Origin of the sequence: Delftia sp. 11MD, assembly GCF_050907895.1 — a bacterium.
GTDB lineage: Bacteria > Pseudomonadota > Gammaproteobacteria > Burkholderiales > Burkholderiaceae_C > Comamonas > Comamonas tsuruhatensis.
Window position 1 is genome coordinate 4,638,093 of sequence record NZ_CP194333.1, and the last position, 25,164, is coordinate 4,663,256.

Here is a 25,164-nt window from a genome sequence, read left to right on the forward strand (position 1 = left end):
TCCAAAACCGGCGTGACCCAGAAGCGAGGGACACCGAGCAAGGGCCGCCCCGCTGCCAGGATGTCGTCCCCCTTGCAGGGGGAAGCCGCATAGCGGCTCAGGGGGTTTCCAACTTCATTCCAGGAGCTGCCTGAGAACGTACGGCAGGATGCCGCCGTGCTTGTAATAGTCCACCTCGATGGGCGTGTCGATGCGCAGCTTGACCACCACGGTCTGCTTGCTGCCGTCGGCACGGGTGATCACCAGCTGGGCCTCGCTTTGCGGTGCCAGGTCGGCGGCGGGAACCACTTCCACGAACTCCTCGCCCGTCAGGCCCAGGGTCTGCCAGCTGTCCGTGCCCAGGAACTGCAGCGGCAGCACGCCCATGCCCACCAGGTTGGAACGGTGGATGCGCTCGAAGCTGCGCGCCACCACGGCCTTGATGCCCAGCAGCTGCGTGCCCTTGGCGGCCCAGTCGCGGCTCGATCCCGTGCCGTATTCCTCGCCCGCGAAGATCACGGTGGCACGGCCCTCGGCCTGGTACTTCATGGCCGCGTCGTAGATGGGCATCTTGGTGACCTGGCCCGTGCCGTCGCGGTACAGCGTCAGGCCGCCCTCCTCGCGCGAGCCATCGGCCTGCGCGGGAATCATCAGGTTCTTGATGCGCACGTTGGCAAAGGTGCCGCGCATCATCACCTCATGGTTGCCGCGCCGCGAGCCGTAGCTGTTGAAGTCGGCCTTTTGCACGCCGTGGGCCAGCAGCCACTGGCCTGCGGGCGAGCTTTCCTTGATGGAGCCGGCCGGCGAGATGTGGTCGGTGGTGATGGAGTCGCCGAACAGCGCCATCACGCGCGCGCCGTGCACCACGTAGGGGTTGGAGCCTTCGGCGCCGGCAGCACCGGCAGCACCGGCAGCAGGCGCGTCCAGCTGGAGCCGGAAATCATCGAAGAACGGCGGCTCGGCAATGTAGGTGCTCTCGGGCCAGGTATAGGTGGCGCCCGTCACGCCGTGGATCTTTTCCCAGAGCTTGCCGGGCTCGGAGCGCACCTTCTCGTAGTTCTCGCGGAAGGCCTTGCCGTTCATGGCGTACTTCATCAGCGCGTGGATCTCTTCGCTGGTCGGCCAGATGTCGCCCAGGTAGATGTCACGGCCGTTCTTGCCCTGGCCCACGGGCTCGGTCATCAGGTCGCGGCGCACCGTGCCGGCAATGGCATAGGCCACGACCAGGGGCGGGCTGGCCAGGAAGTTGGCCTTGATGTTGGGGTGGATGCGCGCCTCGAAGTTGCGGTTGCCCGACAGCACGGCCGCGCAGACCAGGTCGTTGCTAGTGATGGCCTCGTTGAGCTCCGGCGTGAGGTCGCCCGCGTTGCCGATGCAGGTGGTGCAGCCGTAGCCGGCCAGCGCAAAGCCCAGCTTTTCCAGGTAGGGCAACAGGCCGGCTTCGGTCAAATACTCGGTCACCACGCGCGAGCCCGGCGCCAGAGAGGTCTTGATGTGCGGCTGCACCGTGAGCCCGGCCTTCACCGCCTTCTTGGCCAGCAGGCCGGCGGCCAGCATCACGCTGGGGTTGGAGGTGTTGGTGCAGCTGGTGATGGCGGCAATCAGAACGTCGCCGTTGGCGATGCTCAGGCGCTTGGGCGGCGTGGGGGCATCGACCGGCGCCTCGCTGTGGGCGGCCTCCAGCTTGGGCTTGTTGGCCTCCATCTCGGCCAGCGAGCGCTGCGCGCCCGGCGGATGGGCCGGCGTCTCGGGCGCCACCTCGCCCTCGCCGCCACCGCCTACGGGAAAGCTCCGGCCCAGCCGTTCGATCGGCTGGTTGAACCCGTTGTGCGCCGCAGGGGCACTGAACAGCTCATCGAACTTGGACGACACATTGCCCAGCTCGATGCGGTCCTGCGGGCGCTTGGGTCCGGCCAGGCTGGGCGCCACCGTGCCCAGGTCCAGGCGCACCACATGCGAGTAGTCGATCTCGCCGGCGGCCGGCACGCCGAACAGTTCCTGTGCGCGGAAATAGCCCTCGAAGGCCTCGATCTCGGCCTTGCTGCGGCCCGTGCCCCTGAAGTAGTCGATGGTCTTTTCATCGACGGGGAAAAAGCCCATGGTGGCGCCGTACTCGGGCGCCATGTTGCCGATGGTGGCGCGGTCGGGCAGCGCCAGGGTGCGCGTGCCTTCGCCGAAGAACTCCACGAACTTGCCCACCACCTTCTCGCGGCGCAGGATCTCGGTCACCGACAGCACCAGGTCGGTGGCCGTCACGCCCTCGCGCAGCTGGCCCGACAGCTCGAAGCCCACCACATCGGGCGTGAGGAAGTACACGGGCTGGCCCAGCATGGCCGCCTCGGCCTCGATGCCGCCCACGCCCCAGCCCACGACGCCGATGCCGTTGATCATGGTCGTGTGGCTGTCCGTGCCCACCAGGGTGTCGGGGTAATGCACGCCGTCCTTGGTCTTGTGCACGCCGCGCGCCAGGTACTCCAGGTTCACCTGGTGGACGATGCCGAAGCCCGGCGGCACCACGCCGAAGGTGTCGAAGGCCTGCATGCCCCACTTCATGAACTGGTAGCGCTCCTTGTTGCGCTGGAACTCCAGCTTCATGTTCAGGTCCAGCGCCTTCTTGGTGCCGAAGTAGTCCACCATGATGGAGTGGTCCACCACCAGGTCCACGGGCACCAGCGGCTCGATGGACTTGGGCTTCTTGCCCAGCCTGGCGGCCGTGCTGCGCATGGCGGCCAGGTCGGCCAGCAGCGGCACGCCCGTGAAATCCTGCAGCACCACGCGCGATACCACGAAGGGGATCTCGTCCACCCGCTCGGCCTGGGGCTTCCAGTTCGCCAGCTGCTCCACATGCTCGCGCGTCACCTTGTTGCCATCGCAGTTGCGCAGCACGGACTCCAGCACGATGCGCAGCGACACGGGCAATCGCCGGACCTGTGGATATTGCCTTGCCAGTTCAGGCAGGGAAAAGAACTTGCCCTTCTTGCCCCCCGCCGCAGCAAAGGACTTGAGGGTGTTTTCATATTCGTGGCGCATCGTGAGACTCCTGGATGAAACTCTGGGAAGGCACATGCGCGCCGCCTTTTCCGGGCTGCTGGGCATGCACCAAGACTCTGATTTCCATTGTGCCCAGAAGTGCCCGCGGATGCTGTGGTCCATTGGCGATAGTCACACGCGGACAACGCTGTCCGCGCGGCAAAAGCGGCAGGCTTTCACAGGGCTGTCATCGAACCGGCCACAGGCTCTGTGCCACAATCCGCTCCAACCCCCTGTCACGGGGCCGGTGCTTGAAAACACCTTTTCCAAGACTAGCGGTGCAGCCTCCCCGTCAGCGAGGCTTTGTCACGTCTGAATCCTGTATTCGTGGGCGCTTGCCCACGTCTGTGCGATTTCGGGCGGGATGGGGCTCACCGCAAGGCTGCCCGCACGACTAGTCTCGTGTTTTCAACATCCCGCCCACCTGCCTGCGCTTGAAAACGCAACCCGGTGGTCTCAAGCCTCGACTAGGAGCACGGAAGCATGCGCAACGTTTGCCTTTCCACGGCCTCTCACAACCTTGCATGGAGAGCCGAGCCATGACACCCAGACCCCCACCAAGCGCCGAGCATTTCACCCAGGTCGTGACCGAGGTGGACCGCCTGGTGCAGCAAGGCTGTGCCGAGATCTCGGCACTCTCCCGCATGGCCCTGCTGTGGCTGGAAACGCCCGAGACCAGCAACCGCCTGGAGGTGCTCGCCAGCGCCCTGCGCACCATCCGCAACAGCGCCGACATGCTGGCCAGCGAAACCAGCGGCGAAGTCGTCGCCGTGGGCTGCTCCCACCACGTCAAAAGCAGCGCAGCCCCCTGAACCCGGCCGAGCGCAGCAAAGGCCCGCACCAGCCCCCCCCGTATGCCAGCGCCTGCGTCGGGCCGCCTTCTTTAGCCTGACCTTTCTTGGCAAGAAAGGGCCGTCGGCTGCCGGGCCGAGACCCGGCCTCGAAAAACAACGGCCCGGCATGGTCAAAACAAGCCCGCTGTAGTCATGACATGGCAACACGCGCACCGCCAACCACATCGCGCGTGCGCCGCAACCCAGTCCACTGCAACTCAGCCAACACCACAACCACCACCGCCTGGGCCAACACCCACGCCACCCCCCAGGCAGACAACCCCAACCCACCAAACGCCAACAGCGCAACACAGCCCGCAGCCCACCCGAAATTCCCCACAACCACCAGCCCGATCAACCGCCGCGGCACAGGCGAGCGCGCCGCCATCCACGCAGCCAGCAGCGCATAGCCCAGCAAAAACCAGCCTGTGGACTGCAGCAGCGCCAGAGGCAACCCCGTCACATCCGCCAGCGGCTGCCCCGCCACCAGTTGCAAGGCGCCCGAGGCGGCGCAGGAAGCAGCATCGGCCCACATCACGCGGGGCAGGAAACGGGGGGAAGCGAACATCGACATGGCGAACTCCTTGAGAGCAACAGGCACACACCGTGCATGCCATGGACTGCATGGTCCGCCGCAGGCTGCACAGGGTCGATAACCTCGCAGGTCATGGCCGCCACGCCAGCCCCGCCGCTACGATGCGGGCCATGACCTCCACCGCCCATCCACCGTCCGCGCGCTCGCCCTTCGGCGACCATCTGCGCCACTGGCGCCAGCACCGCCGCCTGAGCCAGCAGGGCCTGGCGCTGGAGGCCGAGATCTCCACGCGCCACCTGAGCTATGTGGAAACCGGCCGCGCCCAGCCCAGCCGCGAGATGGTGCTGCGCCTGGTCGAGCGCCTGGGCGTGCCGCTGCGCGAGCGCAATGCCCTGCTGGTGGCCGCAGGCTACGCACCCATGTACCAGGCCCGGCCGCTGGACCACCCTGACCTGGCCGCCGCGCGCCAGGCCGTGGACCTGGTGCTCAAGGGCCACGAACCCAATCCGGCCCTGGCCGTGGACCGGCACTGGAACCTGGTGGCCGCCAACGCCATCGTGCCCCTGCTGCTGGCCGGCGTGGCGCCCTGGCTGCTGGAGCCGCCCGTCAATGTGCTGCGCCTGAGCCTGCACCCCGAAGGCCTGGGCCCGCGCCTGGCCAATGCAGCCCATTGGCGCGCGCATCTGCTGCACCGCCTGCAACAGCAGATTGCCGCCACGTCGGATGCGCAGCTGCAGGCGCTGCACGACGAGATTGCCGCCTACCCGTTCAAGGAAGATGAAGCGGACTCACATGGCGCAGCACCTGCCAGCCACATCGCCGTGCCCTTCTCGCTGGACACCGACCATGGCCGGCTGAACTTCATCAGCACCATCACCATCTTCGGCACGCCGGTGGATGTGACACTGCAGGAGCTGGCCGTGGAGTCGTTCTTTCCGGCGGATGCGCAGACGCAGGAGGTGCTGGGGCGGTTGAGGCAGGCTGCGTAAACCGGAAAGTACAGAGCCAGAAAGCAGCAAAGCCCGCCGAAGCGGGCTTTGCTCATGGAGCCGGATCAGGCCGGACTCAGGCGCTCACGCCCTTGGCCACATCCGCGTACTCTTCGATCTGGTCGAAGTTCATGTAGCGGTAGACGCTGGACTTGTCGGCATCGATCACGCCCATTTCCTTGAGGTATTCCTCCTTGGTGGGCAGCTTGCCCAGGCGCGATGCGATGGCGGCCAGCTCGGCCGAGCCCAGGAACACGTTGGTGTTCTTGCCCAGGCGGTTGGGGAAGTTGCGGGTCGAGGTGGAGATCACCGTCGCGCCTTCGCGGACCTGGGCCTGGTTGCCCATGCACAGCGAGCAGCCCGGCATTTCGGTGCGGGCACCGGCCGTGCCGAAGGCGGCGTAGTGGCCTTCCTTGATCAGCTCGTTCTGGTCCATCTTGGTGGGCGGAGCCACCCACAGCTTGACGGGGATGTCGCGCTGGCCGCCCAGCAGCTTGGCTGCTGCGCGGAAGTGGCCGATGTTGGTCATGCACGAACCGATGAAGGCTTCATCGATCTTGGTGCCGGCCACTTCGGACAGGAACTTGGCGTCATCGGGATCGTTGGGGCAGCAGACGATGGGTTCCTTGATGTCGGCCAGGTCGATCTCGAACACGGCAGCGTATTCGGCGTCCTTGTCGGCTTCGAGCAGGTCGGGCTTGGCCAGCCAGGCTTCGACCTTCTCGATGCGGCGCTGCAGCGTCTTGGCGTCGGCGTAGCCGTCGGCGATCATGTTCTTCATCAGAACGATGTTCGAGGTCAGGTACTCCTTGATCGGCTCGGGGTTGAGCTTGATCGTGCAGCCGGCAGCCGAGCGCTCGGCCGAGGCGTCGGACAGCTCGAAGGCCTGTTCCACCTTGAGGTCGGGCAGGCCTTCGATTTCCAGGATGCGGCCCGAGAAGATGTTCTTCTTGCCGGCCTTGGCCACGGTCAGCGCGCCTGCCTTGATGGCGTACAGGGGAATGGCATGCACCAGGTCACGCAGGGTGACGCCGGGCTGCATTTCGCCCTTGAAGCGCACGAGCACGGACTCGGGCATGTCCAGGGGCATCACGCCCGTGGCGGCGCCGAAGGCCACCAGGCCGGAACCTGCAGGGAAGGAGATGCCGATGGGGAAGCGCGTGTGCGAGTCGCCGCCCGTGCCCACGGTGTCGGGCAGCAGCAGGCGGTTGAGCCAGGAGTGGATCACGCCGTCACCGGGACGCAGGGCCACGCCGCCGCGGTTGCTGATGAAGGCAGGCAGCTCGCGGTGGGTCTTGACGTCCACGGGCTTGGGGTAGGCGGCCGTGTGGCAGAAGGACTGCATGACCATGTCGGCCGAGAAGCCCAGGCAGGCCAGGTCCTTGAGCTCGTCGCGGGTCATGGGGCCGGTGGTGTCCTGCGAACCCACGGTGGTCATGCGCGGCTCGCAGTAGGTACCGGGGCGCACGCCCTGGCCTTCCGGCAGGCCGACGGCGCGGCCGACCATCTTCTGGGCCAGCGTGAAGCCGGCGTTCGAAGCAGCGGGCGCCTGGGGCAGGCGGAACACGGTGGAGGCAGACAGGCCCAGGAATTCGCGGGCCTTGGCGGTCAGCGAACGGCCGATGATCAGGTTGATGCGGCCGCCGGCGCGCACTTCGTCGAACAGCACGTCGCTCTTGAGCTGGAACTCGGCGACGGTCTCGCCGTTCTTGACCAGCTTGCCGTCATAGGGCAGCACGTCGATGACGTCGCCCATCTCCAGCTTGGAGACGTCCACTTCGATGGGCAGCGAGCCGGAGTCTTCCTGCGTGTTGAAGAAGATGGGGGCGATCTTTCCGCCCAGGGTCACGCCGCCGAAGCGCTTGTTGGGCACGAAGGGGATGTCCTGGCCCGTGGCCCAGACGATGGAGTTGGTGGCCGACTTGCGCGAGGAGCCGGTGCCGACCACGTCGCCCACGTAGGCGACCAGGTGGCCCTTCTTCTTGAGGTCGTCGATGAACTGCATCGGGCCGCGCTTGCCGTCTTCCTCGGGCTTGAAGGCCGCGTCGGGACGGGTGTTCTTGAGCATGGCCAGGTAGTGCAGCGGGATGTCCGGACGGCTCCAGGCATCGGGTGCGGGCGACAGGTCGTCGGTGTTGGTCTCGCCGGGCACCTTGAAGACGGTGACGGTGATCTTCTTGTCCACTTCGGGGCGCGAGGTGAACCACTCGGCGTCGGCCCAGCTCTGCATGACTTCCTGGGCCTTGGCGTTGCCGGCCTTGGCCTTGGTGGCCACGTCGTTGAAGAAGTCGAACATCAGCAGCGTCTTCTTCAGCGCATCGGCAGCGACGCCGGCGACTTCGGCATCGTCCAGCAGCTCGATCAGGGGGTGCACGTTGTAGCCGCCCACCATGGTGCCCAGCAGCTCGGTGGCCTTGGCCTTGGAGATGAGAGCCACCTGGATGTCACCGTGGGCCACGGCCGCCAGGAAGCTGGCCTTGACCTTGGCGGCATCGTCCACGCCCGGAGGAACGCGGTGCGTGAGCAGGTCGAGCAGGAAGGCGTCCTCGCCAGCGGGCGGGTTCTTGATCAGCTCGATCAGTTCGGCAACCTGCTTGGCATCCAGCGGCAGCGGGGGGATACCGAGCGCGGCGCGTTCGGCCACGTGGTCACGGTAGGCTTTCAACATGATTCTCTCTCCATGGTTTTCTAAAGTGGGGCTGCTTGCGGGACGCTCAGGTCCGGGCCTGGATTACTGGCCGGCGGGCTTGGGTGCTTCCAGCAGGCTGGGAGGCGGGTTCTTCTTGATGGCCTCGGCCACCTGAAGCTGGTCAGGGCTCATGCATTCGTCGGCCAGGCGCTGGCCGACCTTCTGGTTCATGAGCATGGACTTGTTGGCGATCTGCAGCCAGACGGCGCCGGCATGCTTGTCTTCCAGGCGCACGGTGCCGGTCGAGGTCTTGACGGGCGCCATGTGGTACTTGAAGCCCTTGCCGTCGATGTTGAAGTAGCCGGGGTTGGACTGGTCGGCCGTCACATTGACGAAGGCGCCCAGCTCGCAGGGAATGCGGCCGGTGTGCACGCGCTCCGAGATGGCCAGGTCTTCGGCGGACAGCGGCTGCTGGGCAGCAGCTGCCACGGCCGCCGCACCGCCGACTGCGGCAGCGCCGGCAGCGGCCTTGGCCGCGGTGGCCTTCTTGGCGGGAGCCTTCTTGACCGCAGGCTTGGCGGTGGCCTTGGCCGGAGCCTTCTTGGCAGGTTCGGCGGCGCTGGCGCCCAGGCCCATGGCCAGCAAGGGGGCTGCGATCAGGATGGAGGCGATAGCTGTCTTCATACGTTGGGCTCCTGCAAATTCCCGGTGTGGGCTAAGCAAGTGATTCTGATGCAAACCAGGGCTGCACCTGCGGGGGCAGCGCCTGGCCGGTCTGGTGGGCACGTGTGAGCAACTGCCAGAAATAGCGGTAGCTCGCCCGGTCATGTAATACACCATCCACGCTGACGGGCGCCCAGTCGGCGGCCTCCGCGGCGGTAAGTATTTGTGCGGCCTGCGCCACTTCGTCGGCCTGGGGCGCGAAGGCGGCGAGGATGGGACGGATCTGGTCCGGGTGGATGCTCCACATGCGGGTATAGCCGAGCCGCCGTGACGCCTGTGTGGCAGCGGCCTGCAGCGCCTGTGGATTCCTGAACTCGGTGACCACGCAGTGCGAAGGCACCTTTCCGTGCGCGTGGCAGGCAGCTGCGATCTCCAGCTTGGCACGCACGACCAGCGGATGGTCGAACTGGCCGGCCGAGCCCATGGCCGAGGCGGGAATCGCGCCGCCATGGGCCGAGACGAAGTCCATCAGGCCGAAGGAAATGCTCTGCACGCGCGGGTGTGCGGCGATGTCGAAGGCACGGTGCACGGCGGCGGGCGACTCGATGAGCACATGCAGCGGCAGTTCGCGGCAGCCCAGTCGGCCCAGATGCCGCTCGGCCAGCAGCACGTCGTCCACGCTTTCCACCTTGGGCAGCATGAGGTGGCACAGGCGGTCGCCGGCCTCGCCGACGATGATGTCCAGGTCCTGCGCGAAACTGGCGTGGTCCACGGCATGCACGCGCGCAGCCACGCGGGCACCGGGCGCGGCATCGCGCGCCAGCGAGGCCACCAGGCGCGCATGGGCGGCCTCCTGGCCCACAGGGGCGCCGTCCTCGCAGTCCAGCGTGACGTCGAAGACGCAGGTGCCGAACTCGGCCATCATCTCGGCCTGCAGCTGCAGGCTCTTGCGCATGCGCACTTCCACGCCGCTGTAGTGGTCGCAGACGGGCAGGTGCAGGGCACCGCCCTGCGCATCGAGCAGCACCTGGGCCGGGTGTGCGCGAGAGGGTGTGGACGTGGCGGCGGTCATGGCTTGCGCTGGGCGACGATGAACAGGCGGGGGAAGGCCAGCAGGCGCCGGCCGTCGGCGCGCACGCCGTAGGCGGCGTCCACGCGGTTTTCGTATTCGGTGAGGAAGTCGGCCTGCAGGGCTTCGGGCAGGCCTTCGACGAAGGGCTTGAGGCCGGTGCCGCGCAGCCACTGGACGATGGCGCCGGCCGAGTCCATGGGATGCTGGTAGACGGTGTGCCAGACATCGACGGCGCCGGCCTCGACGCCGGCCTGCTCCTGCGGTCCGGCCAGCAGGTCGTAGTAGCTGCGGATGGGCAGGATGTCGGCCCGCACCTTGGCGGCATCGCCGATGTAGGCGGCAAACTTGGGCAGGCTGGCGATCTCGCGCATCACGCGGTGCGTGGCTTCCTGCCGGTTGTCGGGCATCTGTATCGCCAGCACGCCCCCTGGCGCCAGTTGGGCGAACAGGCGGGGTATCAGCGTTTCATGCTCCCCCACCCACTGGAGGGAGGCATTGGCATAAATCAGGTCGGGAGCGCTCTCGCCGGGGGCGGGCGTCCAGGAAGCAATGTCGGCCAGCGCGAAGCGGGCCTCAGGCAGATGCTGGCGCGCGGTGGCCAGCATCGCCTGGGAGTTGTCTATGCCGGTGATCGTGGCACCGGCATAGCGCTGTGCAAGCAGCTCGGTGGAATTGCCCGGCCCGCATCCCAGGTCCACCACATGGCGGGCCTGGGCCAAGGGCACACGCGCCAGCAGCTCGGCTGCGGGGCGCGTACGCTCATTGGCGAAACGCAGGTAAAGCGCGGGATTCCAGTCGAGCATGGCTTGCCGGCGGCTTACAGCAGGTGCTTGACGCCGTCCTGTTCGCCTTGCAGCTCGGCCAGGGTCTTGTCGATGCACTCTTGCGAGAAGGCGTCGATTTCCAGGCCTTCGACGATCTTGTACTCGCCGTTCTCGGTGGTGACCGGGAAGCCGAAGACGATGCCGGCGGGGATGCCGTATTCGCCGTTGGAGGGCACGCCCATGGTGACCCATTCGCCACCCGAGCCCAGGGCCCAGTCGCGCATGTGGTCGATGGCAGCGTTGGCAGCCGAGGCAGCCGAGGACAGGCCGCGCGCTGCAATGATGGCGGCGCCACGCTTGCCGACGGTGGGCAGGAACACGTCCTTGTTCCAGGCCTGGTCGTTGATCTTGGCCTTGACGCTTTCACCGTTGACGGTGGCGAAGCGGTAGTCGGCGTACATCGTGGGCGAGTGGTTGCCCCAGACGGTCAGCTTGCGGATGTCGCCGACCTTGAAACCGGCCTTGGCAGCCAGCTGCGATGCAGCGCGGTTGTGGTCCAGGCGCAGCATGGCGGTGAAGTTCTTGGCCGGCAGGTCCGGAGCCGACTTCATGGCGATGTAGGCGTTGGTGTTGGCGGGGTTGCCGACGACCAGCACCTTCACGTTGCGCGAGGCCACGGCGTTCAGCGCCTTGCCCTGGGCCGTGAAGATCTGTGCGTTGGCAGCCAGCAGGTCGGCACGTTCCATGCCGGGGCCGCGGGGACGCGCGCCGACCAGCAGGGCGTAGTCGGTGTCCTTGAAGGCTTGCAGGGGGTCGGAGTGGGCTTCGATGCCGGCCAGCAGGGGGAAGGCGCAGTCTTCGAGTTCCATGATCACGCCCTTGAGCGCGTTCTGGGCCTTCTCGTCGGGAATCTCCAGCAGTTGCAGAATGACGGGCTGGTCCTTACCCAGCATTTCGCCGGAGGCGATGCGAAACAGCAGGGCGTAACCAATTTGACCGGCGGCACCGGTGACGGCGACACGAACGGGCTTCTTGCTCATGATGAAACTCCAGGGATGGGGAAAAAATCAGGTGTTATCGGCGCCAGGTCGCACCAGCGTCAGAAACCAGCAGCCCGTGCTCCGCAAACAACGCGGAAGTGTACTCCCGATTTCGGAGCCCGGTCAATTTGTCTTATGTCTTATATAAGATATGATCGACGTCTGTTTCCAAGTCTTTCATCTGCGTTGCCGGGAGCCTCCCCACCCCGAACTTTCCCATGCCAGCCCTGCCTCCCCTCGCCTCTGAAACCGCCGCTGCCACCATCGGCGCGGGCGCATCGACCCCGGCCTTCAGCCCGCTGTACCAGCAGATCAAGGGACTGATACTGCAAAGCCTTGAAGCAGGCGAATGGCGGCCCGGCGAGCTGATCCCCAGCGAGATGGAGCTGGCGGCGCGCTTTCGCGTGAGCCAGGGCACGGTGCGCAAGGCCATCGACGAGCTGGCCGCGGAAAACTTGGTGATGCGCCGCCAGGGCAAGGGCACCTTCGTGGCCACCCACGCGGCCCAGCATGTGCAGTACCGCTTCCTCAAGCTGCAGCCCGACGCCGGCGACCAGCAGGGCGAGGGCCGTGCCGAGCGCCGCATCATCGACTGCCGGCGCCTGCGCGCATCGGCCGACGTGGCGCGCGGCCTGGCGCTGCGCAGCGGCGATGCCGTGATGCACGTGCGCCGCGTGCTGTCGTTCTCCGCAATCCCGACCATTTTGGAAGACATCTGGCTGCCGGGCCACGCCTTCAAGGGCCTGACCGCCGAGCAGATGTCCGCCTACCAGGGCCCCACCTACGCCATGTTCGAGCTGGACTACGGCGTGCGCATGGTGCGCGCCGACGAAAAGATCCGCGCCGTCCTGCCCGAGGCCGAACAGGCCCTGCTGCTGGACGTGCCCAGCACCACGCCCCTGCTGAGCGTGGAGCGCACCGCTTACACATACAACGATGTTCCCATGGAGTTACGCCGTGGCCTGTACCGCACCGACACCCATCACTACCGCAACGCGTTGAGCTGAACGATCCGTTCCCCAGAGAAGCGGGCGAAAATACGCAATTCCCAGCAAAGCTGTTTTTATTGCATTGCAATAGAATTTTGCATCGCCGCCCCTGAGCGATTACGAAGCAGTTACATCCACGAAAGTACCCTGCCATGACTGAGCAAGCCAAAAAGCGGCCAGAGTTCCGCAACATCAACTTCTTCAAGGACCTCCCCACCTACCGGTTGCCGCCGGCCGGCATCGTGTCCATCCTGCACCGCATCAGCGGCCTGCTGATGTTCATCCTGCTGCCTTTCATCCTGTGGATGATGGACATGTCGCTGACCTCGGAGATCTCCTTCGACGGCTTCACCTCGGTTTTCGCGGGCCCCTTCGGATGGTTCCTCAAGCTCGTGTGCCTGGCATTGATCTGGGCCTACCTGCACCACTTCTGCGCCGGCCTGCGCCACCTGTTCATGGACGTGAACCACCATGCGGTCAACAAGCAGTTCGGCAAGACCTCCGCCCTGGTGGTGCTGGTGCTGAGCGTGGGCCTGACCCTGATCCTGGGCGCCAAGCTGTTCGGCCTGTACTGATAGACGATCTCCCCTCACGATAAGGAAAAAGAACCATGTCCGTGAATTACGGCTCCAAGCGCACCGTGGTCGGTGCGCACTACGGCATCCGCGACTGGATGGTGCAGCGCGTCACCGGCGTGCTGATGGCACTGTTCACCATCGTGCTGCTGGCCAAGCTGATCTTCAGCACCGGCTCCGTCGGCTATGACCTGTGGGCCGGCATCTTTGCCCCGCAGTGGATGAAGTTCCTGACCTTCGCCGTGATCGTCTCGCTGGCCTGGCACGTCTGGGTCGGCGTGCGCGACATCTGGATGGACTACGTCAAGCCCGTGGGCCTGCGCCTGGTGCTGAACGTTTTCACCCTGGTCTGGCTGGTCGGCTGCGCCGGCTGGGGCATCCAGATCCTGTGGCGTATCTGATAGAGACTCGGTCTCCACGATTGAAGGTTAAGAATGAGCTACTCCAAAGCAAACATCACCAAGCGCAAGTTTGACGTCGTCATCGTCGGCGCTGGCGGCTCCGGCCTGCGTGCCGCGCTGGAACTGTCGCGCGCCGGCCTGTCCGTGGCCTCGCTGTCCAAGGTCTTCCCCACGCGCTCGCACACCGTGGCCGCGCAAGGCGGCGTGTCCGCTTCGCTGGGCAACATGAGCGAGGACAACTGGCACTACCACTTCTACGACACCATCAAGGGCTCCGACTGGCTCGGCGACCAGGATGCGATCGAGTTCATGTGCCGCGAAGCGCCCAACGTCGTGATCGAGCTGGAACACTTCGGCATGCCGTTCGACCGCAACCCCGACGGCACCATCTACCAGCGCCCCTTCGGCGGCCACACGGCCAACTACGGTGAAAAGCCCGTGCAGCGCGCCTGCGCCGCGGCCGACCGTACCGGCCACGCCATGCTGCACACGCTGTACCAGCAGAACGTCAAGTCCAAGACCAACTTCTTCGTGGAGTGGATGGCGCTGGACCTGATCCGCAACACCCAGGGCGACGTGGTCGGCGTGACCGCCATCGAACTGGAAACCGGCGACCTGTACGAGCTGCACGCCAAGGCCGTGCTGCTGGCCACGGGTGGCGCTGGCCGCATCTTCCAGGCGTCGACCAATGCCTTCATCAACACCGGCGACGGCCTGGGCATGGCTGCACGCGCAGGCATCCCGCTGCAGGACATGGAGTTCTGGCAGTTCCACCCCACCGGCGTGGCCGGCGCGGGCGTGCTGCTGACCGAAGGCTGCCGTGGCGAAGGCGCCATCCTGCTCAACAGCGAAGGCGAACGTTTCATGGAGCGCTACGCTCCCACGCTGAAGGATCTGGCACCGCGTGACTTCGTGTCCCGCTCCATGGACCAGGAAATCAAGGAAGGCCGTGGCTGTGGTCCCAACAAGGACTACATCCTGATGAAGCTGGACCACCTGGGCGCCGACACCATCCGCAAGCGCCTGCCTTCGGTGGAGGAGATCGGCCACAACTTCGCCAACGTGGACATCACCAAGGAACCGATTCCCGTGGTGCCCACCATCCACTACCAGATGGGCGGCATTCCCACCAACATCAACGGCCAGGTCGTGGTCTGGGACGGCCAGCAGAACAACGTGGTCAATGGCCTGTATGCCGTGGGCGAATGCTCCTGCGTGTCGGTGCACGGCGCCAACCGCCTGGGCACGAACTCGCTGCTGGACCTGCTGGTCTTCGGCAAGTCGGCCGGCAAGCACATCGTGCAGTTCGTCAACGGCTTCGGCGACCACAAACCCGTGCCGGCCGATGGCTCGGAGCGCACGCTCACGCGCCTGAACCAGCTCGACGACTCCAAGGAAGGCACCTACGCCCAGGACCTGGCTGGCGACATCCGCGCCACGATGCAGCAGCATGCCGGCGTGTTCCGCACGCAAAAGAGCATGGACGAAGGCGAAGTCAAGATCAACGCCATCCGCGAACGCGTGGGCTCCGTGACCCTCAAGGACAAGTCCAAGGTCTGGAACACCGCCCGCATGGAAGCGCTGGAAGTGGACAACCTGATCGAAGTGGCCCAGGCCACCATGATCTCGGCCGCTGCCCGCCACGAATGCCGCGGCGCCCACACCGTGTACGACTACGAGCATCCTGCCGACCACGCCGAGTTCCCGCTGGGCCGCAATGACAAGGAATGGCTCAAGCACACCCTGTGGTACAGCGCCACCAACAGCCTGGACTACAAGCCCGTGAACCTGAAGCCCCTCACGGTGGACAGCGTGCCGCCCAAGGTCCGCACGTTCTAATCCAGCAGCCCACGAGAGAACAGACAAATGAAGCGCACTTTCAAGATCTACCGCTACGACCCGGACAAGGATGCCAAGCCCTACATGCAGACCGTCGAGGTCGAGCTGGACGGCCACGAGCGCATGCTGCTGGACGCCCTGGTCAAGCTCAAGGAGATGGACCCCTCCATCTCGTTCCGCCGCTCCTGCCGCGAAGGCGTGTGCGGCTCGGACGCGATGAACATCAATGGCAAGAACGGCCTGGCCTGCCTGACGAACATGAAGACCCTGCAGGGCGACATCGTTCTCAAGCCCCTGCCCGGCCTGCCCGTGATCCGCGACCTGATCGTGGACATGACGCAGTTCTTCAAGCAGTACCACTCGATCAAGCCGTACCTGCAGAACGACAGCTTCGCGTCTCCCACCAAGGAACGCCTGCAGTCGCCTGAAGAGCGCGAAGAGCTCAACGGCCTGTACGAGTGCATTCTGTGCGCCAGCTGCTCCACCAGCTGCCCCAGCTTCTGGTGGAACCCCGACAAGTTCGTGGGCCCGGCCGGCCTGCTGCAGGCCTACCGCTTCATCGCGGACAGCCGCGACGAGGCCACGGGTGACCGCCTTGACAACCTGGAAGATCCGTACCGCCTCTTCCGTTGCCACACCATCATGAACTGCGTGGACGTGTGCCCCAAGCACCTGAACCCCACGCAGGCCATTGGCAAGATCAAGGAACTGATGGTCCGCCGGGCCATCTGATGACCATGACGAATACTCTGCTCGACGAACGCGAGCGAGACCTGCTGCGCTGGCGCTGCCGGCGCGGCCTGGTCGAGAACGACCTGTTCATCGCGCAGTTCTTCGCCACCTACGGAGACCAGCTCACGCGGAGACACGCGAGCGGTCTGTCTGCCTTGATGGACCTGGCAGACAACGACCTGATGGACCTCTTCTTGCGCCGCAAGGAGCCTGAAGGTGAACTCGATACCCAAGAAATCAGGGAAGTTCTGGAACTGGTGCGCAAGCGCAAGCCCGGTTCTCTCCCGCTAGTAGGCTAGGCAATCTAGAGAAGGAAGTTTGGAAATGAAACTCGCAGACAACAAAGCAACGCTGTCTTTCAGCAACGGCGCCCCCAGCGTCGAGCTGCCCGTCTACCAGGGCAACGTCGGTCCCGACGTGGTGGACATCCGCAAGCTGTACGCGCAGACCGGCATGTTCACCTATGACCCGGGCTTCCTCTCTACCGCCTCGTGCCAGTCCGCCATCACCTACATCGATGGCGACAAGGGCGAGCTGCTGTACCGCGGCTACCCCATCGAGCAGCTGGCCAAGAACTGCGACTACCTCGAGACCTGCTACCTGCTGCTGTACGGCGAGCTGCCCAACGAGTCGCAGAAGGCCGACTTCGTCGAGCGCGTGACCAAGCACACCATGGTCAACGAGCAGATGCAGTTCTTCCTGCGTGGTTTCCGCCGTGACGCCCACCCCATGGCCGTCCTGACGGGTCTGGTCGGCGGCATGTCGGCCTTCTACCACGACAACATGGACATCAACAACGCCGAGCACCGCGACATCGCCGCGATCCGCCTGATCGCCAAGATGCCCACGCTGGTCTCCATGGCCTACAAGTACGGCATCGGTGCGCCGTACATGTACCCCAAGAACGACCTGAGCTACGCCGGCAACTTCATGCGCATGATGTTCGGCAACCCCTGCGAGGAGTTCAAGGTGAACCCCGTGGTCGAGCGCGCGCTGGACCGCATCTTCATCCTGCACGCAGACCACGAGCAAAACGCCTCCACCTCCACCGTGCGCCTGTGCGGCTCGTCGGGCACCAACCCCTTCGCCGCCATCTCGGCCGGCGTGGCCTGCCTGTGGGGCCCTGCCCACGGCGGCGCCAACGAAGCCTGCCTGAACATGCTGGAATACCTGCAGGCCAACGGCGGCGTTGCCAAGGTCGGCGAGTTCATGGAACAGGTCAAGGACAAGAACAGCGGCGTCAAGCTGATGGGCTTCGGCCACCGCGTCTACAAGAACTACGACCCCCGCGCCAAGCTCATGCAGGAAACCTGCAATGAAGTGCTGGCCGAACTGGGCCTGGAAAAGGACCCCCTGTTCGCCCTGGCCAAGGAAGTCGAGAAGATCGCCCTGGAAGACGACTACTTCGTGCAGCGCAAGCTCTACCCGAACGTGGACTTCTACTCCGGCATCGTGCAGCGCGCCATCGGCGTGCCCGTGAACCTGTTCACCGGCATCTTCGCCCTGGCCCGCACCGTGGGCTGGATCGCCCAGCTCAACGAGCAGATGGCCGACCCCGAGTACAAGATCGGCCGTCCCCGCCAGCTGTTCACGGGCTCCGTGTCCCGCGACGTCAAGCCGATCGGCCAGCGCTGATCGCAGGTCCGGGCATCAGCGGCCCGGCACCCAAAAGCCCCATGCCTTTGCATGGGGCTTTTTTCATGGGCGAGTCCACCGTTCCAGAAGGCCACGCCACTCCTAGGAACACCATTCTGGCTATCGTGGCATGGACCTCGATTGATCAAATCTACCCCAAGGTGACCGTTGACCCTCCCTGAAACGGGATGGAGGCGCAGCGCAATGCCCGCTGCCGTTCAACGCAACCCCGGGACTCACATGCTTGTCGAAATCACCAAGGACGGAATGCTCATCCATGCGCGCGTCAAGAATGCGCGCAGCCCCGCCATCGAGAGAGGAAAGCGGACCGCCGCCATCACCGGCATCGTCGTGCACCAGACCGATGCCAACACGGCCCAGTCTTCGCTCAACAGCTACAAAAACCCGAAGGCCAATGCGGCACACTTTCTCATCGACAAGGACGGCACCATCTACCAGACGGCGGCCATCTACCAGCGCACCAACCATGTGGGGCCGCTGAAGGCAAGATGCCTGCTTGTGGGGAAATGCAAGGCCAGGGACTATGAAGGAGCAGGCGTAAAGGGAATGCACCGCATCGAGATGATGAAAGCCCCTGGCGATCGCTATCCGAGCAACATGGAAGCCATAGGCATCGAGATGGTTGGCAGGGCTGTGCTGCCGAAAGGGTTCAAGCCCCCTCAGCGACGAAAGGAACTGAGTCCGGAAGGGATTCGGGGAGAATTTGGCGTCTACCCCACACCGACTGAGGCACAAAACCGTGCTCTGACATGGCTGGTTGAAGCACTGCAAGACTCCATGCAATTATCGCCCAGTGAAGTCTTCAAGCACCCTGAAGTAAGCCGGAAGAACCTGTCCGAGGCAGAAGGCGCAAACTGGGAAATGGCACCATGAGCTTCATTTTCATTCGCACTGTGACTGTGATTTCGGCCATGGCCATGGCATCGATGCTCCATGCGGCCGATGCCAGATACCCAGTCAGGCAAGTACAGAAAATCGACATCATCGAGCCCTCAGGCGGCTCTTCTTGGGAAGACAAGAACTGGCTTGATTGCAACGATGTGATATTGACCGAAGAGGATGTGCGATATGCGCTGCAGCACATGCGCAAAATTTCAGAGAAGCACTACTTCGGTGAATATATGGAAAGAACAGGGTGTTCAGGAGGAGCGTCCGTCAAGTTCAAGAGCGGAAAAATCATCGTCATGGGAATCGAACCCACAGGACGTATTAATCTTTTCGAGGCCAACAAAAAGCTGGACCCTATTGGAGTACCTGGAAGCTTCTACGACTGCCAACCCTGCAAGAAACGCAAAATGGACCTGCTGCAGGACGCCCTGGACCGCGCAACCGAACGACGGCTCAAGGAGCTGAAGAGGCAGGGACGACTTCCTCCATGAGCCGCCTCCATTCGATCTTCTGGGCACTCATTTCGGCGATGCCCGATCCCCGCTCAGGCACGCGCCACCGACCCGGCTGCAACGGCAGGTGGCCTGGTGAACAGCCTGCTGGTCGGCAGCGCCGCCTGGCCTGAGCGCCGGGGCCAAGCCCCCTGCTTCACGCAGCGGCGCGGTTTCGCCGACAATGCCCCCCCGGCCCTCGTGGCCGGGCCTTTCTTGCGCCGGGGTTCCGGCCCCAGCCATTCCTGCACACCATGAACTTTGCCTCCCTCGGCCTGAGCCCGGCGCTGGTCTCCAGCCTCCAAGACCTGGGCCTGGTCGATCCCACGCCCATACAGACCCAGTCCATCGCCCCCGTGCTTGCGGGCCGCGACCTCTGGGCCTGCGCGCCCACGGGCTCGGGCAAGACGGCCGCCTACCTGCTGCCGCTGCTGCAGCGCTGGATGGATGGCGGCAAGGCCCAAGGTGCCCAGGGCGGCTTTGTGCGAACGCTGACCACGCTGATCGTGGTACCCACGCGCGAGCTGGCCCAGCAGGTGGGCGAGACGCTGTCCGACCTGGGCCGCACGCTCAGGCAGCCGCCGCGCATCGGCGTGGTCTATGGCGGCGTGTCCATCAACCCGCAGATGATGATGCTGCGCGGCAGTGCCGACTTCCTGGTGGCCACGCCGGGCCGCCTGCTGGACCTGGTGGAGCACAACGCCGTGCGCCTGTCCGCCGTGCGCCATCTGGTGCTGGACGAGGCCGACCGCCTGCTGGACCTGGGCTTCCAGGACGAGCTGCAGCGTGTGCTGGCCCTGCTGCCGAAGCAGCGCCAGACCCTGCTGTTCTCGGCCACCTATCCCGATGCCGTGCAATCGCTGGCCACAGGCCTGCTGCACGATCCCGTTCAGGCCCGCGTCGATGCCGCCGAAGGCCAGGATGCCGCCAGCCCCCAGAGCATTGCCCAGCGCGCCATTGCCGTGGACCGTGCGCGCCGCACCCAGCTGCTGCGCACACTGGTACAGGGGGAGACGGCGCCCGGCACCGACCCCGCCACGCTGGAGCGCGCCCTGGTCTTCGTGGCCACGCGCCACACGGCCGAACTGGTGGCGGAAAAGCTCTACAAGGCCGGCATCTTCGCCACGGCCTTCCATGGCGATCTGAGCCAGGGCGCACGCAAGGAAGCGCTGGCCGACTTCAAGGCCAGGCGCTGGCAGGTGATGATCACCACCGACCTGGCGGCGCGCGGCATCGACATCACCCAGCTGCCCCTGGTCGTCAACTACGACCTGCCGCGCTCGGCCACCGACTATGTGCACCGCATCGGCCGCACGGGCCGGGCGGGCGAGGATGGCACGGCCATCAGCTTTGTCACGCCGGCCGACCAAGCGCACTGGGCGCTGATCTGCAAGCGCAACCAGCTGGACCTGGCGCTGGAGCAGTTGCCGGGCTTCGAGCCTACCGAGCCCGTGCCGCCGCCCCCGGTGGCGCAGGACGGCAACGGCGGCATCAAGGGCCGCCGCCCCAGCAAGAAGGACAAGCTGCGTGCCGCGGCCGCCGAAGCAGCCGAGACCGCAAAAAAGAACTGAGCGTTTCCGGTTCAGCCCGCGCCGCCGCGCCCGCCAAAGCGATCCCGGTACGCCACCGGGGTAATGCCCAGGTGGCGCACGAACAGGTGGCGCAGCGCCTGCTCCGAGCCCAGGCCCACGCGCGCGGCCACGGTCTTGAGCGGCAGATGGGCCTGGCTTTCCAGCAGTTGCTTGGCCGCCTCCAGCCGCGCGCTCTCCACAAAGGCCGTGGGGCTTTGCCCGGTTTCCTGCTGGAACACGCGGCGCAGGTGCCGCTCGCTCATGTGCGCCTGCTCGGCCATCTGCGCAAGGGTCAGAGGCTCGGCCAGATGGGCCATCACCCACTGCTGCACGGCCTGCACGCCGCCGTGCTGCGCGGCCTGGGCCGCCAGCGGCACGCTGAACTGCGACTGGCCACCGGGACGCTTGAGGTACATGACCAGGTCACGCGCCACCTCCAGCGCCAGCGCGTGGCCGAAATCCTCTTCCACCACGGCCAGGGCCAGGTCGATGCCGGCCGTCACGCCGGCCGAGGTCCACAGCTGGCGGCTGCCTTCGCCATCGCGGATCTCCTCGCGCAGGTAGATGGCATCGGCATCGACCTGCACGCGCGGATGGCGCTGGGCCAGTTGCGCCGTCACGCTCCAGTGCGTGGCCGCGCGCCGGCCGTCCAGCAAGCCCGCCTCGGCCAGGAAGAAGCTGCCCGAGCACAGCGCGATCAGCCGCTGCACGCGCGGCGCCACGCGGCCCAGCCAGGCGACCAGCTCGCCCGAGCCGCCCAGCACCTGCTCGATATGGCGCGAGCCCACGACGACCACGGTGCAGCCCATGCCTGCAGCCTCCAGCCCGGCCAGCGTGTGGGTGGCCTCCAGCGACATCAGCGTGTCCGAGCGCACGGGCCCTTGCCGCTGCGAGACCACGCGCACCTCGTAGCCGTCGCTCTGGCCGCGCGCGCGCAGGTGCACGTTGGCATAGTCGAACACCGACATGGGCCCTATGGCCTCCAGCGCCTTGAAGCCGGGGTAGACGACAAGATCGATGCGGTGGGCGCTGGCGTGGCGGTGGTCCATGGGAAACGGCGGGCTCGGAGGCGGTCAGGGTGGAAAGAATGGGGCGGACTATACGAAAAGACGCAAGCACCCACGGCCAGCAGGCCCGGCCGACGCCGGCCACACCCCTCAGATTCGGACATATCACCTGAGGCTGCGGCCATGATGCGGCCGGTCCGCGCGGCCATGGCCTACATTCAAGGCTTCGCGGAGCGCGCGCACTGCCGCTCCTGAGCCACCCCGACAGAAAGACACGCCCATGAAATCCAAAGCCGCCGTCGCCTTCAAGGCTGGAGAACCCCTGCAGATCGTCGAGATCGACGTGGCCCCCCCGAAGAAGGGCGAGGTCCTGATCAAGATCACCCACACCGGCGTCTGCCACACCGACGCGTTCACGCTGTCGGGCGACGACCCGGAAGGCATCTTCCCCGCCGTGCTCGGCCATGAAGGCGCGGGCATCGTCGTCGAGGTCGGCGAAGGCGTGACCAGCGTCAAGCCCGGCGACCACGTGATCCCGCTGTACACCGCCGAATGCGGCGAATGCCTGTTCTGCAAGAGCGGCAAGACCAACCTGTGCGTTTCCGTGCGCGCCACCCAGGGCAAGGGCGTGATGCCCGACGGCACCACGCGCTTTTCGTACAACGGCGAGCCCATCTACCACTACATGGGCTGCTCCACCTTCAGCGAATACACCGTAGTCGCCGAAGTCTCGCTGGCCAAGATCCACCCCGATGCCAACCCCGAGCAGGTCTGCCTGCTGGGCTGCGGCGTGACCACGGGCCTGGGTGCCGTCAAGAACACCGCCAAGGTCCAGGAAGGCGACACCGTGGCCGTGTTCGGCCTGGGCGGCATCGGCCTGGCCGTGATCCAGGGCGCCAAGCTGGCCAAGGCCGGCCGCATCATCGCCGTGGACACCAACCCCTCCAAGTTCGACCTGGCCCGCACCTTCGGCGCCACCGACTGCGTGAATCCCAAGGATTTCGACAAGCCCATCCAGCAGGTCATCGTCGAGATGACGGGCTGGGGCGTGGACCACAGCTTCGAATGCATCGGCAACGTCAACGTGATGCGTGCCGCCCTGGAATGCGCGCACCGCGGCTGGGGCCAGTCGGTCATCATCGGCGTGGCCGGCGCGGGCCAGGAAATCTCCACACGACCCTTCCAGCTGGTGACGGGCCGCAAGTGGCTGGGCACGGCCTTCGGCGGCGTCAAGGGCCGCAGCGAGCTGCCCGGCATGGTCGAGCAGGCCATGAGCGGCGAGATCCAGCTGGCCCCCTTCGTCACGCACACCATGGGCCTGCCGGAGATCAACGAGGCTTTTGACCTGATGCACGAAGGCAAGTCCATCCGCTCCGTCGTCGTGTACTGAAGCTCCCCCTGAGGCGCTGCGCGCCCTCCCCCGTTGCACGGCGCCTCTCTACTCGCTACGCGAGGGAGGGGGACGGCGCCCTCGCCTGGGCAGCGCCAGTTTCATGGGCCGTTGACCGTGTATAGCGTATCAACTCCCATCTTTGAATGCTGCACGCACCGCTTGCCAAGGTGCCCGTAGCATTTTTCTTTTTGAGGAACACCATGTCCGCACTGCCGCCCCTGGAACTCAAGAACGCCCATGCCTGCTTCGGCGGCGCACAGCGTTTCTACGAGCATTTCTCCGCCGAGATCGGCCTGAACATGAAGTTCTCGGTCTTCCTGCCGCCCAAGGCCGTGGCCGGCGAGAAGGTGCCCGCCGTGCTCTACCTGGCCGGGCTGACCTGCACCGAAGAGACCTTCATGACCAAGGCCGGCGCCCAGCGCCTGGCCGCCGAGCTGGGCATCGCCCTGATCGCGCCCGACACCAGCCCGCGCGGCGCAGGCCTGCCCGGCGAGGCCGATGCCTGGGACTTCGGCGTGGGCGCGGGCTTCTACCTGGACGCCACCACCAAGCCCTGGGCACTGCACTGGCGCATGGAAAGCTATCTGCTGGGCGAGCTGCTGCCGCTGATCGCCGCACGCCTGCCTATTGACGCGCAGCGGCTGGGCATCTTCGGCCACTCCATGGGCGGCCACGGCGCGCTCACGCTGGCGCTGCGTCATCCGGGCCGCTTCAAGAGCCTGTCGGCCTTCGCGCCCATCGCCAACCCCGTCAACTGCCCCTGGGGCCAGAAAGCCTTCTCAGGCTATCTGGGCGATGACCGCAAGGCCTGGGAAGCCCATGACGCCAGCTGCCTGATGGCCGCCCAGACCCAGGCGCCCTACCCGGCCGGCATCCTCGTGGACCAGGGCCTGGCCGACAAGTTCCTGATCGAAAAGCAGCTGCTGCCCGAAGCCTTCGAGGCCGCCTGCGCCCAGGCCGGCCAGCCGCTGACGCTGCGCCGCCACGGCGGCTACGACCACGGCTACTACTTCATCCAGAGCTTCATTGATGACCATCTGCGCCATCATGCAGAGCAGTTGAGTACCCCCTGAGGCGCTTCGCGCCTTCCCCCTCTCTCGCTTCGCGGGAGGGGGACGACGCCATCGCCGCGAGGCGGCTCTTGCTCGGCGTCCCTGTTTTTTGGTCGCGCCAGTTTCAAAGATTAGGCGCAAGGCAAAAAATAGAACGGGCTCATCTCATCCAGGCATGCGCCCCGCGCGCATGTCCTGCGCAATACGCTCCAGAACCTGCGGCAGCTCCTTCACGCTGGCGATCACGTGGTGGGCGCCGGCTGCGCGCAGCTTGGCTTCGGCGCGGGCCATGCGTTCGCGCACTTCTTCGGCGGGGGCGGCGGCCAGTTCGGCGGGGGAGTAGCCGACTTCGTTGCCGGACAGGGTCAGGCCCACGGTCCACATGCCGGCGTTGCGGCCTTCCTCGATGCCGGGCACGGTGTCGTCCACCTTCACGCAGGCACGCACGTCGCCGATGCCCAGCGCCAGCACATTGGCCAGCGCCATGAAGGGGCCGGGGCGGCCGCCTGCGGCCATTTCATCGCCGGCCACCACATGCTCGGGAGCCAGGCCGTTGGCCGCTGCCTGCGGCAGCAGCTGGTTCAGGACTTCACGCGGATAGCCCGAGCACGAGCCCACCTTCAGGCCCTGCGCGCGCAGCCAGCCCAGCAGCTCGGGCGCCCCTTCGATGGGTGCCGAGAACTCGCCGACCTTGGCGATCTGCATGGGCATGAAGCGGGCGTAGATGGCGTCCACGTCGGCGTCGCCAGGCGGCTGGCCGAAGGCCTTGTGCCATTGCGCGCGGATGCCCTCGTCCTGCAGCAGTTCATGGATGTGCTGCCACTTGGACAGGCCCATGGGGCCGCGTGCCTGGGCCAGGGTGATGGTGATGCCGAAGCTGGCAAAGGCCTCGACAAAGATCTGCGTGGGTGCCAGCGAGCCGAAATCGACCAGGGTGCCGGCCCAGTCGAAGATGACGGCCTGCAGCGGCGACAGATCGGCGGCGGCGGCGGCGGCGGCGGCGGCGGTGGAGACGGTGGTGTGGTTCATGGTGCTT

The 25,164-nt window shown here is 65.8% G+C and carries 23 protein-coding genes; 14 read left to right on the top strand and 9 right to left on the bottom strand.

Annotation, left to right across the window (positions count from 1 at the left end):
- Positions 1-114 precede the first annotated feature (114 nt).
- On the bottom strand, positions 115-3,009 hold the full coding sequence (locus ACRSCF_RS21305; RefSeq protein WP_244386550.1) for an aconitate hydratase: 2,895 nt from the start codon (positions 3,007-3,009) through the stop codon (positions 115-117).
- Positions 3,010-3,548: 539 nt separating this feature from the next.
- On the opposite strand from ACRSCF_RS21305, the gene ACRSCF_RS21310 reads away from it, so the two are divergent.
- A complete protein-coding gene (locus ACRSCF_RS21310) occupies positions 3,549-3,821 on the top strand; it encodes a hypothetical protein (protein ID WP_034368143.1) in 273 nt (90 codons plus the stop codon).
- Between the two features lie 172 nt (positions 3,822-3,993).
- Here the strand turns inward: ACRSCF_RS21310 and ACRSCF_RS21315 are convergent, their stop codons facing one another.
- On the bottom strand, positions 3,994-4,416 hold the full coding sequence (locus tag ACRSCF_RS21315) for a hypothetical protein (RefSeq protein ID WP_244386552.1): 423 nt from the start codon (positions 4,414-4,416) through the stop codon (positions 3,994-3,996).
- A 131-nt stretch (positions 4,417-4,547) separates the two neighbouring features.
- Between ACRSCF_RS21315 and ACRSCF_RS21320 the strand changes: the two genes are divergently transcribed.
- The gene (locus tag ACRSCF_RS21320; RefSeq protein ID WP_016450205.1) at positions 4,548-5,366 is read left to right on the top strand and encodes a helix-turn-helix domain-containing protein; all 819 of its coding nucleotides are present in this window, start codon (positions 4,548-4,550) and stop codon (positions 5,364-5,366) included.
- Positions 5,367-5,442: 76 nt separating this feature from the next.
- On the opposite strand, the gene acnB is transcribed toward ACRSCF_RS21320, so the two are convergent.
- From acnB to ACRSCF_RS21345, 5 genes are all read right to left on the bottom strand, one after another.
- Positions 5,443-8,034 (bottom strand): bifunctional aconitate hydratase 2/2-methylisocitrate dehydratase, encoded by a 2,592-nt coding sequence (gene acnB, locus ACRSCF_RS21325; protein ID WP_016450204.1) that lies wholly within the window; start codon positions 8,032-8,034, stop codon positions 5,443-5,445.
- Positions 8,035-8,097: 63 nt separating this feature from the next.
- Positions 8,098-8,679, bottom strand: a complete 582-nt coding sequence (locus ACRSCF_RS21330) for a hypothetical protein (protein WP_244386554.1) — start codon at positions 8,677-8,679, stop codon at positions 8,098-8,100.
- Between the two features lie 31 nt (positions 8,680-8,710).
- Complete coding sequence (locus ACRSCF_RS21335) at positions 8,711-9,730, bottom strand: HpcH/HpaI aldolase/citrate lyase family protein (protein ID WP_012204351.1); 1,020 nt, start codon at positions 9,728-9,730, stop codon at positions 8,711-8,713.
- Positions 9,727-10,533, bottom strand: coding sequence for a trans-aconitate 2-methyltransferase (tam, locus tag ACRSCF_RS21340; protein WP_013803434.1), 807 nt, complete (start codon positions 10,531-10,533; stop codon positions 9,727-9,729). The genes ACRSCF_RS21335 and tam overlap by 4 nt, the downstream gene beginning before the upstream one ends.
- A gap of 14 nt (positions 10,534-10,547) precedes the next feature.
- Positions 10,548-11,534 carry a malate dehydrogenase gene (locus ACRSCF_RS21345; protein WP_012204349.1) on the bottom strand — a complete coding sequence of 329 codons (987 nt, stop codon included), beginning with the start codon at positions 11,532-11,534 and terminating at the stop codon, positions 10,548-10,550.
- 218 nt (positions 11,535-11,752) lie between these two features.
- Here ACRSCF_RS21345 and ACRSCF_RS21350 point away from each other — a divergent pair, with 218 nt between their 5' ends.
- The 10 genes from ACRSCF_RS21350 (at position 11,753) to ACRSCF_RS21395 (ending at position 20,676) form a co-directional block, all read left to right on the top strand.
- Positions 11,753-12,541, top strand: coding sequence for a GntR family transcriptional regulator (locus tag ACRSCF_RS21350; RefSeq protein WP_016450201.1), 789 nt, complete (start codon positions 11,753-11,755; stop codon positions 12,539-12,541).
- Between the two features lie 134 nt (positions 12,542-12,675).
- Positions 12,676-13,098, top strand: a complete 423-nt coding sequence (sdhC, locus tag ACRSCF_RS21355) for a succinate dehydrogenase, cytochrome b556 subunit (protein WP_016450200.1) — start codon at positions 12,676-12,678, stop codon at positions 13,096-13,098.
- A 35-nt stretch (positions 13,099-13,133) separates the two neighbouring features.
- Positions 13,134-13,499 carry a succinate dehydrogenase, hydrophobic membrane anchor protein gene (gene sdhD, locus ACRSCF_RS21360; RefSeq protein ID WP_012204346.1) on the top strand — a complete coding sequence of 122 codons (366 nt, stop codon included), beginning with the start codon at positions 13,134-13,136 and terminating at the stop codon, positions 13,497-13,499.
- Positions 13,500-13,532: 33 nt separating this feature from the next.
- Positions 13,533-15,338: a succinate dehydrogenase flavoprotein subunit gene (gene sdhA, locus ACRSCF_RS21365; RefSeq protein ID WP_016450199.1), complete on the top strand. Its 1,806-nt coding sequence runs from the start codon at positions 13,533-13,535 to the stop codon at positions 15,336-15,338.
- Positions 15,339-15,365: 27 nt separating this feature from the next.
- On the top strand, positions 15,366-16,070 hold the full coding sequence (locus tag ACRSCF_RS21370) for a succinate dehydrogenase iron-sulfur subunit (protein WP_012204344.1): 705 nt from the start codon (positions 15,366-15,368) through the stop codon (positions 16,068-16,070).
- Positions 16,070-16,369 (top strand): succinate dehydrogenase assembly factor 2, encoded by a 300-nt coding sequence (locus tag ACRSCF_RS21375; protein WP_012204343.1) that lies wholly within the window; start codon positions 16,070-16,072, stop codon positions 16,367-16,369. Before ACRSCF_RS21370 ends, ACRSCF_RS21375 begins: the two co-directional genes overlap by 1 nt.
- A 25-nt stretch (positions 16,370-16,394) precedes the next feature.
- The gene (locus ACRSCF_RS21380; protein ID WP_016450198.1) at positions 16,395-17,705 is read left to right on the top strand and encodes a citrate synthase; all 1,311 of its coding nucleotides are present in this window, start codon (positions 16,395-16,397) and stop codon (positions 17,703-17,705) included.
- Between the two features lie 240 nt (positions 17,706-17,945).
- On the top strand, positions 17,946-18,599 hold the full coding sequence (locus tag ACRSCF_RS21385; protein WP_244386556.1) for a peptidoglycan recognition protein family protein: 654 nt from the start codon (positions 17,946-17,948) through the stop codon (positions 18,597-18,599).
- Complete coding sequence (locus ACRSCF_RS21390; RefSeq protein WP_244386558.1) at positions 18,596-19,105, top strand: hypothetical protein; 510 nt, start codon at positions 18,596-18,598, stop codon at positions 19,103-19,105. Before ACRSCF_RS21385 ends, ACRSCF_RS21390 begins: the two co-directional genes overlap by 4 nt.
- A 254-nt stretch (positions 19,106-19,359) precedes the next feature.
- Positions 19,360-20,676, top strand: coding sequence for a DEAD/DEAH box helicase (locus tag ACRSCF_RS21395; RefSeq protein WP_047325746.1), 1,317 nt, complete (start codon positions 19,360-19,362; stop codon positions 20,674-20,676).
- A gap of 11 nt (positions 20,677-20,687) precedes the next feature.
- Here the strand turns inward: ACRSCF_RS21395 and ACRSCF_RS21400 are convergent, their stop codons facing one another.
- Complete coding sequence (locus ACRSCF_RS21400; protein WP_034367599.1) at positions 20,688-21,725, bottom strand: GlxA family transcriptional regulator; 1,038 nt, start codon at positions 21,723-21,725, stop codon at positions 20,688-20,690.
- A 238-nt stretch (positions 21,726-21,963) separates the two neighbouring features.
- On the opposite strand from ACRSCF_RS21400, the gene ACRSCF_RS21405 reads away from it, so the two are divergent.
- Both ACRSCF_RS21405 and fghA read left to right on the top strand, forming a co-directional pair.
- Complete coding sequence (locus ACRSCF_RS21405; RefSeq protein ID WP_012204334.1) at positions 21,964-23,073, top strand: S-(hydroxymethyl)glutathione dehydrogenase/class III alcohol dehydrogenase; 1,110 nt, start codon at positions 21,964-21,966, stop codon at positions 23,071-23,073.
- Between the two features lie 203 nt (positions 23,074-23,276).
- On the top strand, positions 23,277-24,149 hold the full coding sequence (gene fghA / locus ACRSCF_RS21410; RefSeq protein ID WP_013803440.1) for an S-formylglutathione hydrolase: 873 nt from the start codon (positions 23,277-23,279) through the stop codon (positions 24,147-24,149).
- A 144-nt stretch (positions 24,150-24,293) separates the two neighbouring features.
- Here fghA and phnX read toward each other — a convergent pair whose 3' ends face one another.
- A complete protein-coding gene (gene phnX, locus ACRSCF_RS21415) occupies positions 24,294-25,157 on the bottom strand; it encodes a phosphonoacetaldehyde hydrolase (protein WP_034367593.1) in 864 nt (287 codons plus the stop codon).
- Positions 25,158-25,164 lie beyond the last annotated feature (7 nt).

What these genes read in the sequence shown, in the direction of transcription:
- ACRSCF_RS21305 (WP_244386550.1), bottom strand. Translation starts at nt 3,009, where the DNA reads ATGCGCCACGAATATGAAAACACCCTCAAGTCCTTTGCTGCGGCGGGG.
- ACRSCF_RS21310 (WP_034368143.1), top strand. Translation starts at nt 3,549, where the DNA reads ATGACACCCAGACCCCCACCAAGCGCCGAGCATTTCACCCAGGTCGTG.
- ACRSCF_RS21315 (WP_244386552.1), bottom strand. Translation starts at nt 4,416, where the DNA reads ATGTCGATGTTCGCTTCCCCCCGTTTCCTGCCCCGCGTGATGTGGGCC.
- ACRSCF_RS21320 (WP_016450205.1), top strand. Translation starts at nt 4,548, where the DNA reads ATGACCTCCACCGCCCATCCACCGTCCGCGCGCTCGCCCTTCGGCGAC.
- acnB (WP_016450204.1), bottom strand. Translation starts at nt 8,034, where the DNA reads ATGTTGAAAGCCTACCGTGACCACGTGGCCGAACGCGCCGCGCTCGGT.
- ACRSCF_RS21330 (WP_244386554.1), bottom strand. Translation starts at nt 8,679, where the DNA reads ATGAAGACAGCTATCGCCTCCATCCTGATCGCAGCCCCCTTGCTGGCC.
- ACRSCF_RS21335 (WP_012204351.1), bottom strand. Translation starts at nt 9,730, where the DNA reads ATGACCGCCGCCACGTCCACACCCTCTCGCGCACACCCGGCCCAGGTG.
- tam (WP_013803434.1), bottom strand. Translation starts at nt 10,533, where the DNA reads ATGCTCGACTGGAATCCCGCGCTTTACCTGCGTTTCGCCAATGAGCGT.
- ACRSCF_RS21345 (WP_012204349.1), bottom strand. Translation starts at nt 11,534, where the DNA reads ATGAGCAAGAAGCCCGTTCGTGTCGCCGTCACCGGTGCCGCCGGTCAA.
- ACRSCF_RS21350 (WP_016450201.1), top strand. Translation starts at nt 11,753, where the DNA reads ATGCCAGCCCTGCCTCCCCTCGCCTCTGAAACCGCCGCTGCCACCATC.
- sdhC (WP_016450200.1), top strand. Translation starts at nt 12,676, where the DNA reads ATGACTGAGCAAGCCAAAAAGCGGCCAGAGTTCCGCAACATCAACTTC.
- sdhD (WP_012204346.1), top strand. Translation starts at nt 13,134, where the DNA reads ATGTCCGTGAATTACGGCTCCAAGCGCACCGTGGTCGGTGCGCACTAC.
- sdhA (WP_016450199.1), top strand. Translation starts at nt 13,533, where the DNA reads ATGAGCTACTCCAAAGCAAACATCACCAAGCGCAAGTTTGACGTCGTC.
- ACRSCF_RS21370 (WP_012204344.1), top strand. Translation starts at nt 15,366, where the DNA reads ATGAAGCGCACTTTCAAGATCTACCGCTACGACCCGGACAAGGATGCC.
- ACRSCF_RS21375 (WP_012204343.1), top strand. Translation starts at nt 16,070, where the DNA reads ATGACCATGACGAATACTCTGCTCGACGAACGCGAGCGAGACCTGCTG.
- ACRSCF_RS21380 (WP_016450198.1), top strand. Translation starts at nt 16,395, where the DNA reads ATGAAACTCGCAGACAACAAAGCAACGCTGTCTTTCAGCAACGGCGCC.
- ACRSCF_RS21385 (WP_244386556.1), top strand. Translation starts at nt 17,946, where the DNA reads ATGCTTGTCGAAATCACCAAGGACGGAATGCTCATCCATGCGCGCGTC.
- ACRSCF_RS21390 (WP_244386558.1), top strand. Translation starts at nt 18,596, where the DNA reads ATGAGCTTCATTTTCATTCGCACTGTGACTGTGATTTCGGCCATGGCC.
- ACRSCF_RS21395 (WP_047325746.1), top strand. Translation starts at nt 19,360, where the DNA reads ATGAACTTTGCCTCCCTCGGCCTGAGCCCGGCGCTGGTCTCCAGCCTC.
- ACRSCF_RS21400 (WP_034367599.1), bottom strand. Translation starts at nt 21,725, where the DNA reads ATGGACCACCGCCACGCCAGCGCCCACCGCATCGATCTTGTCGTCTAC.
- ACRSCF_RS21405 (WP_012204334.1), top strand. Translation starts at nt 21,964, where the DNA reads ATGAAATCCAAAGCCGCCGTCGCCTTCAAGGCTGGAGAACCCCTGCAG.
- fghA (WP_013803440.1), top strand. Translation starts at nt 23,277, where the DNA reads ATGTCCGCACTGCCGCCCCTGGAACTCAAGAACGCCCATGCCTGCTTC.
- phnX (WP_034367593.1), bottom strand. Translation starts at nt 25,157, where the DNA reads ATGAACCACACCACCGTCTCCACCGCCGCCGCCGCCGCCGCCGCCGCC.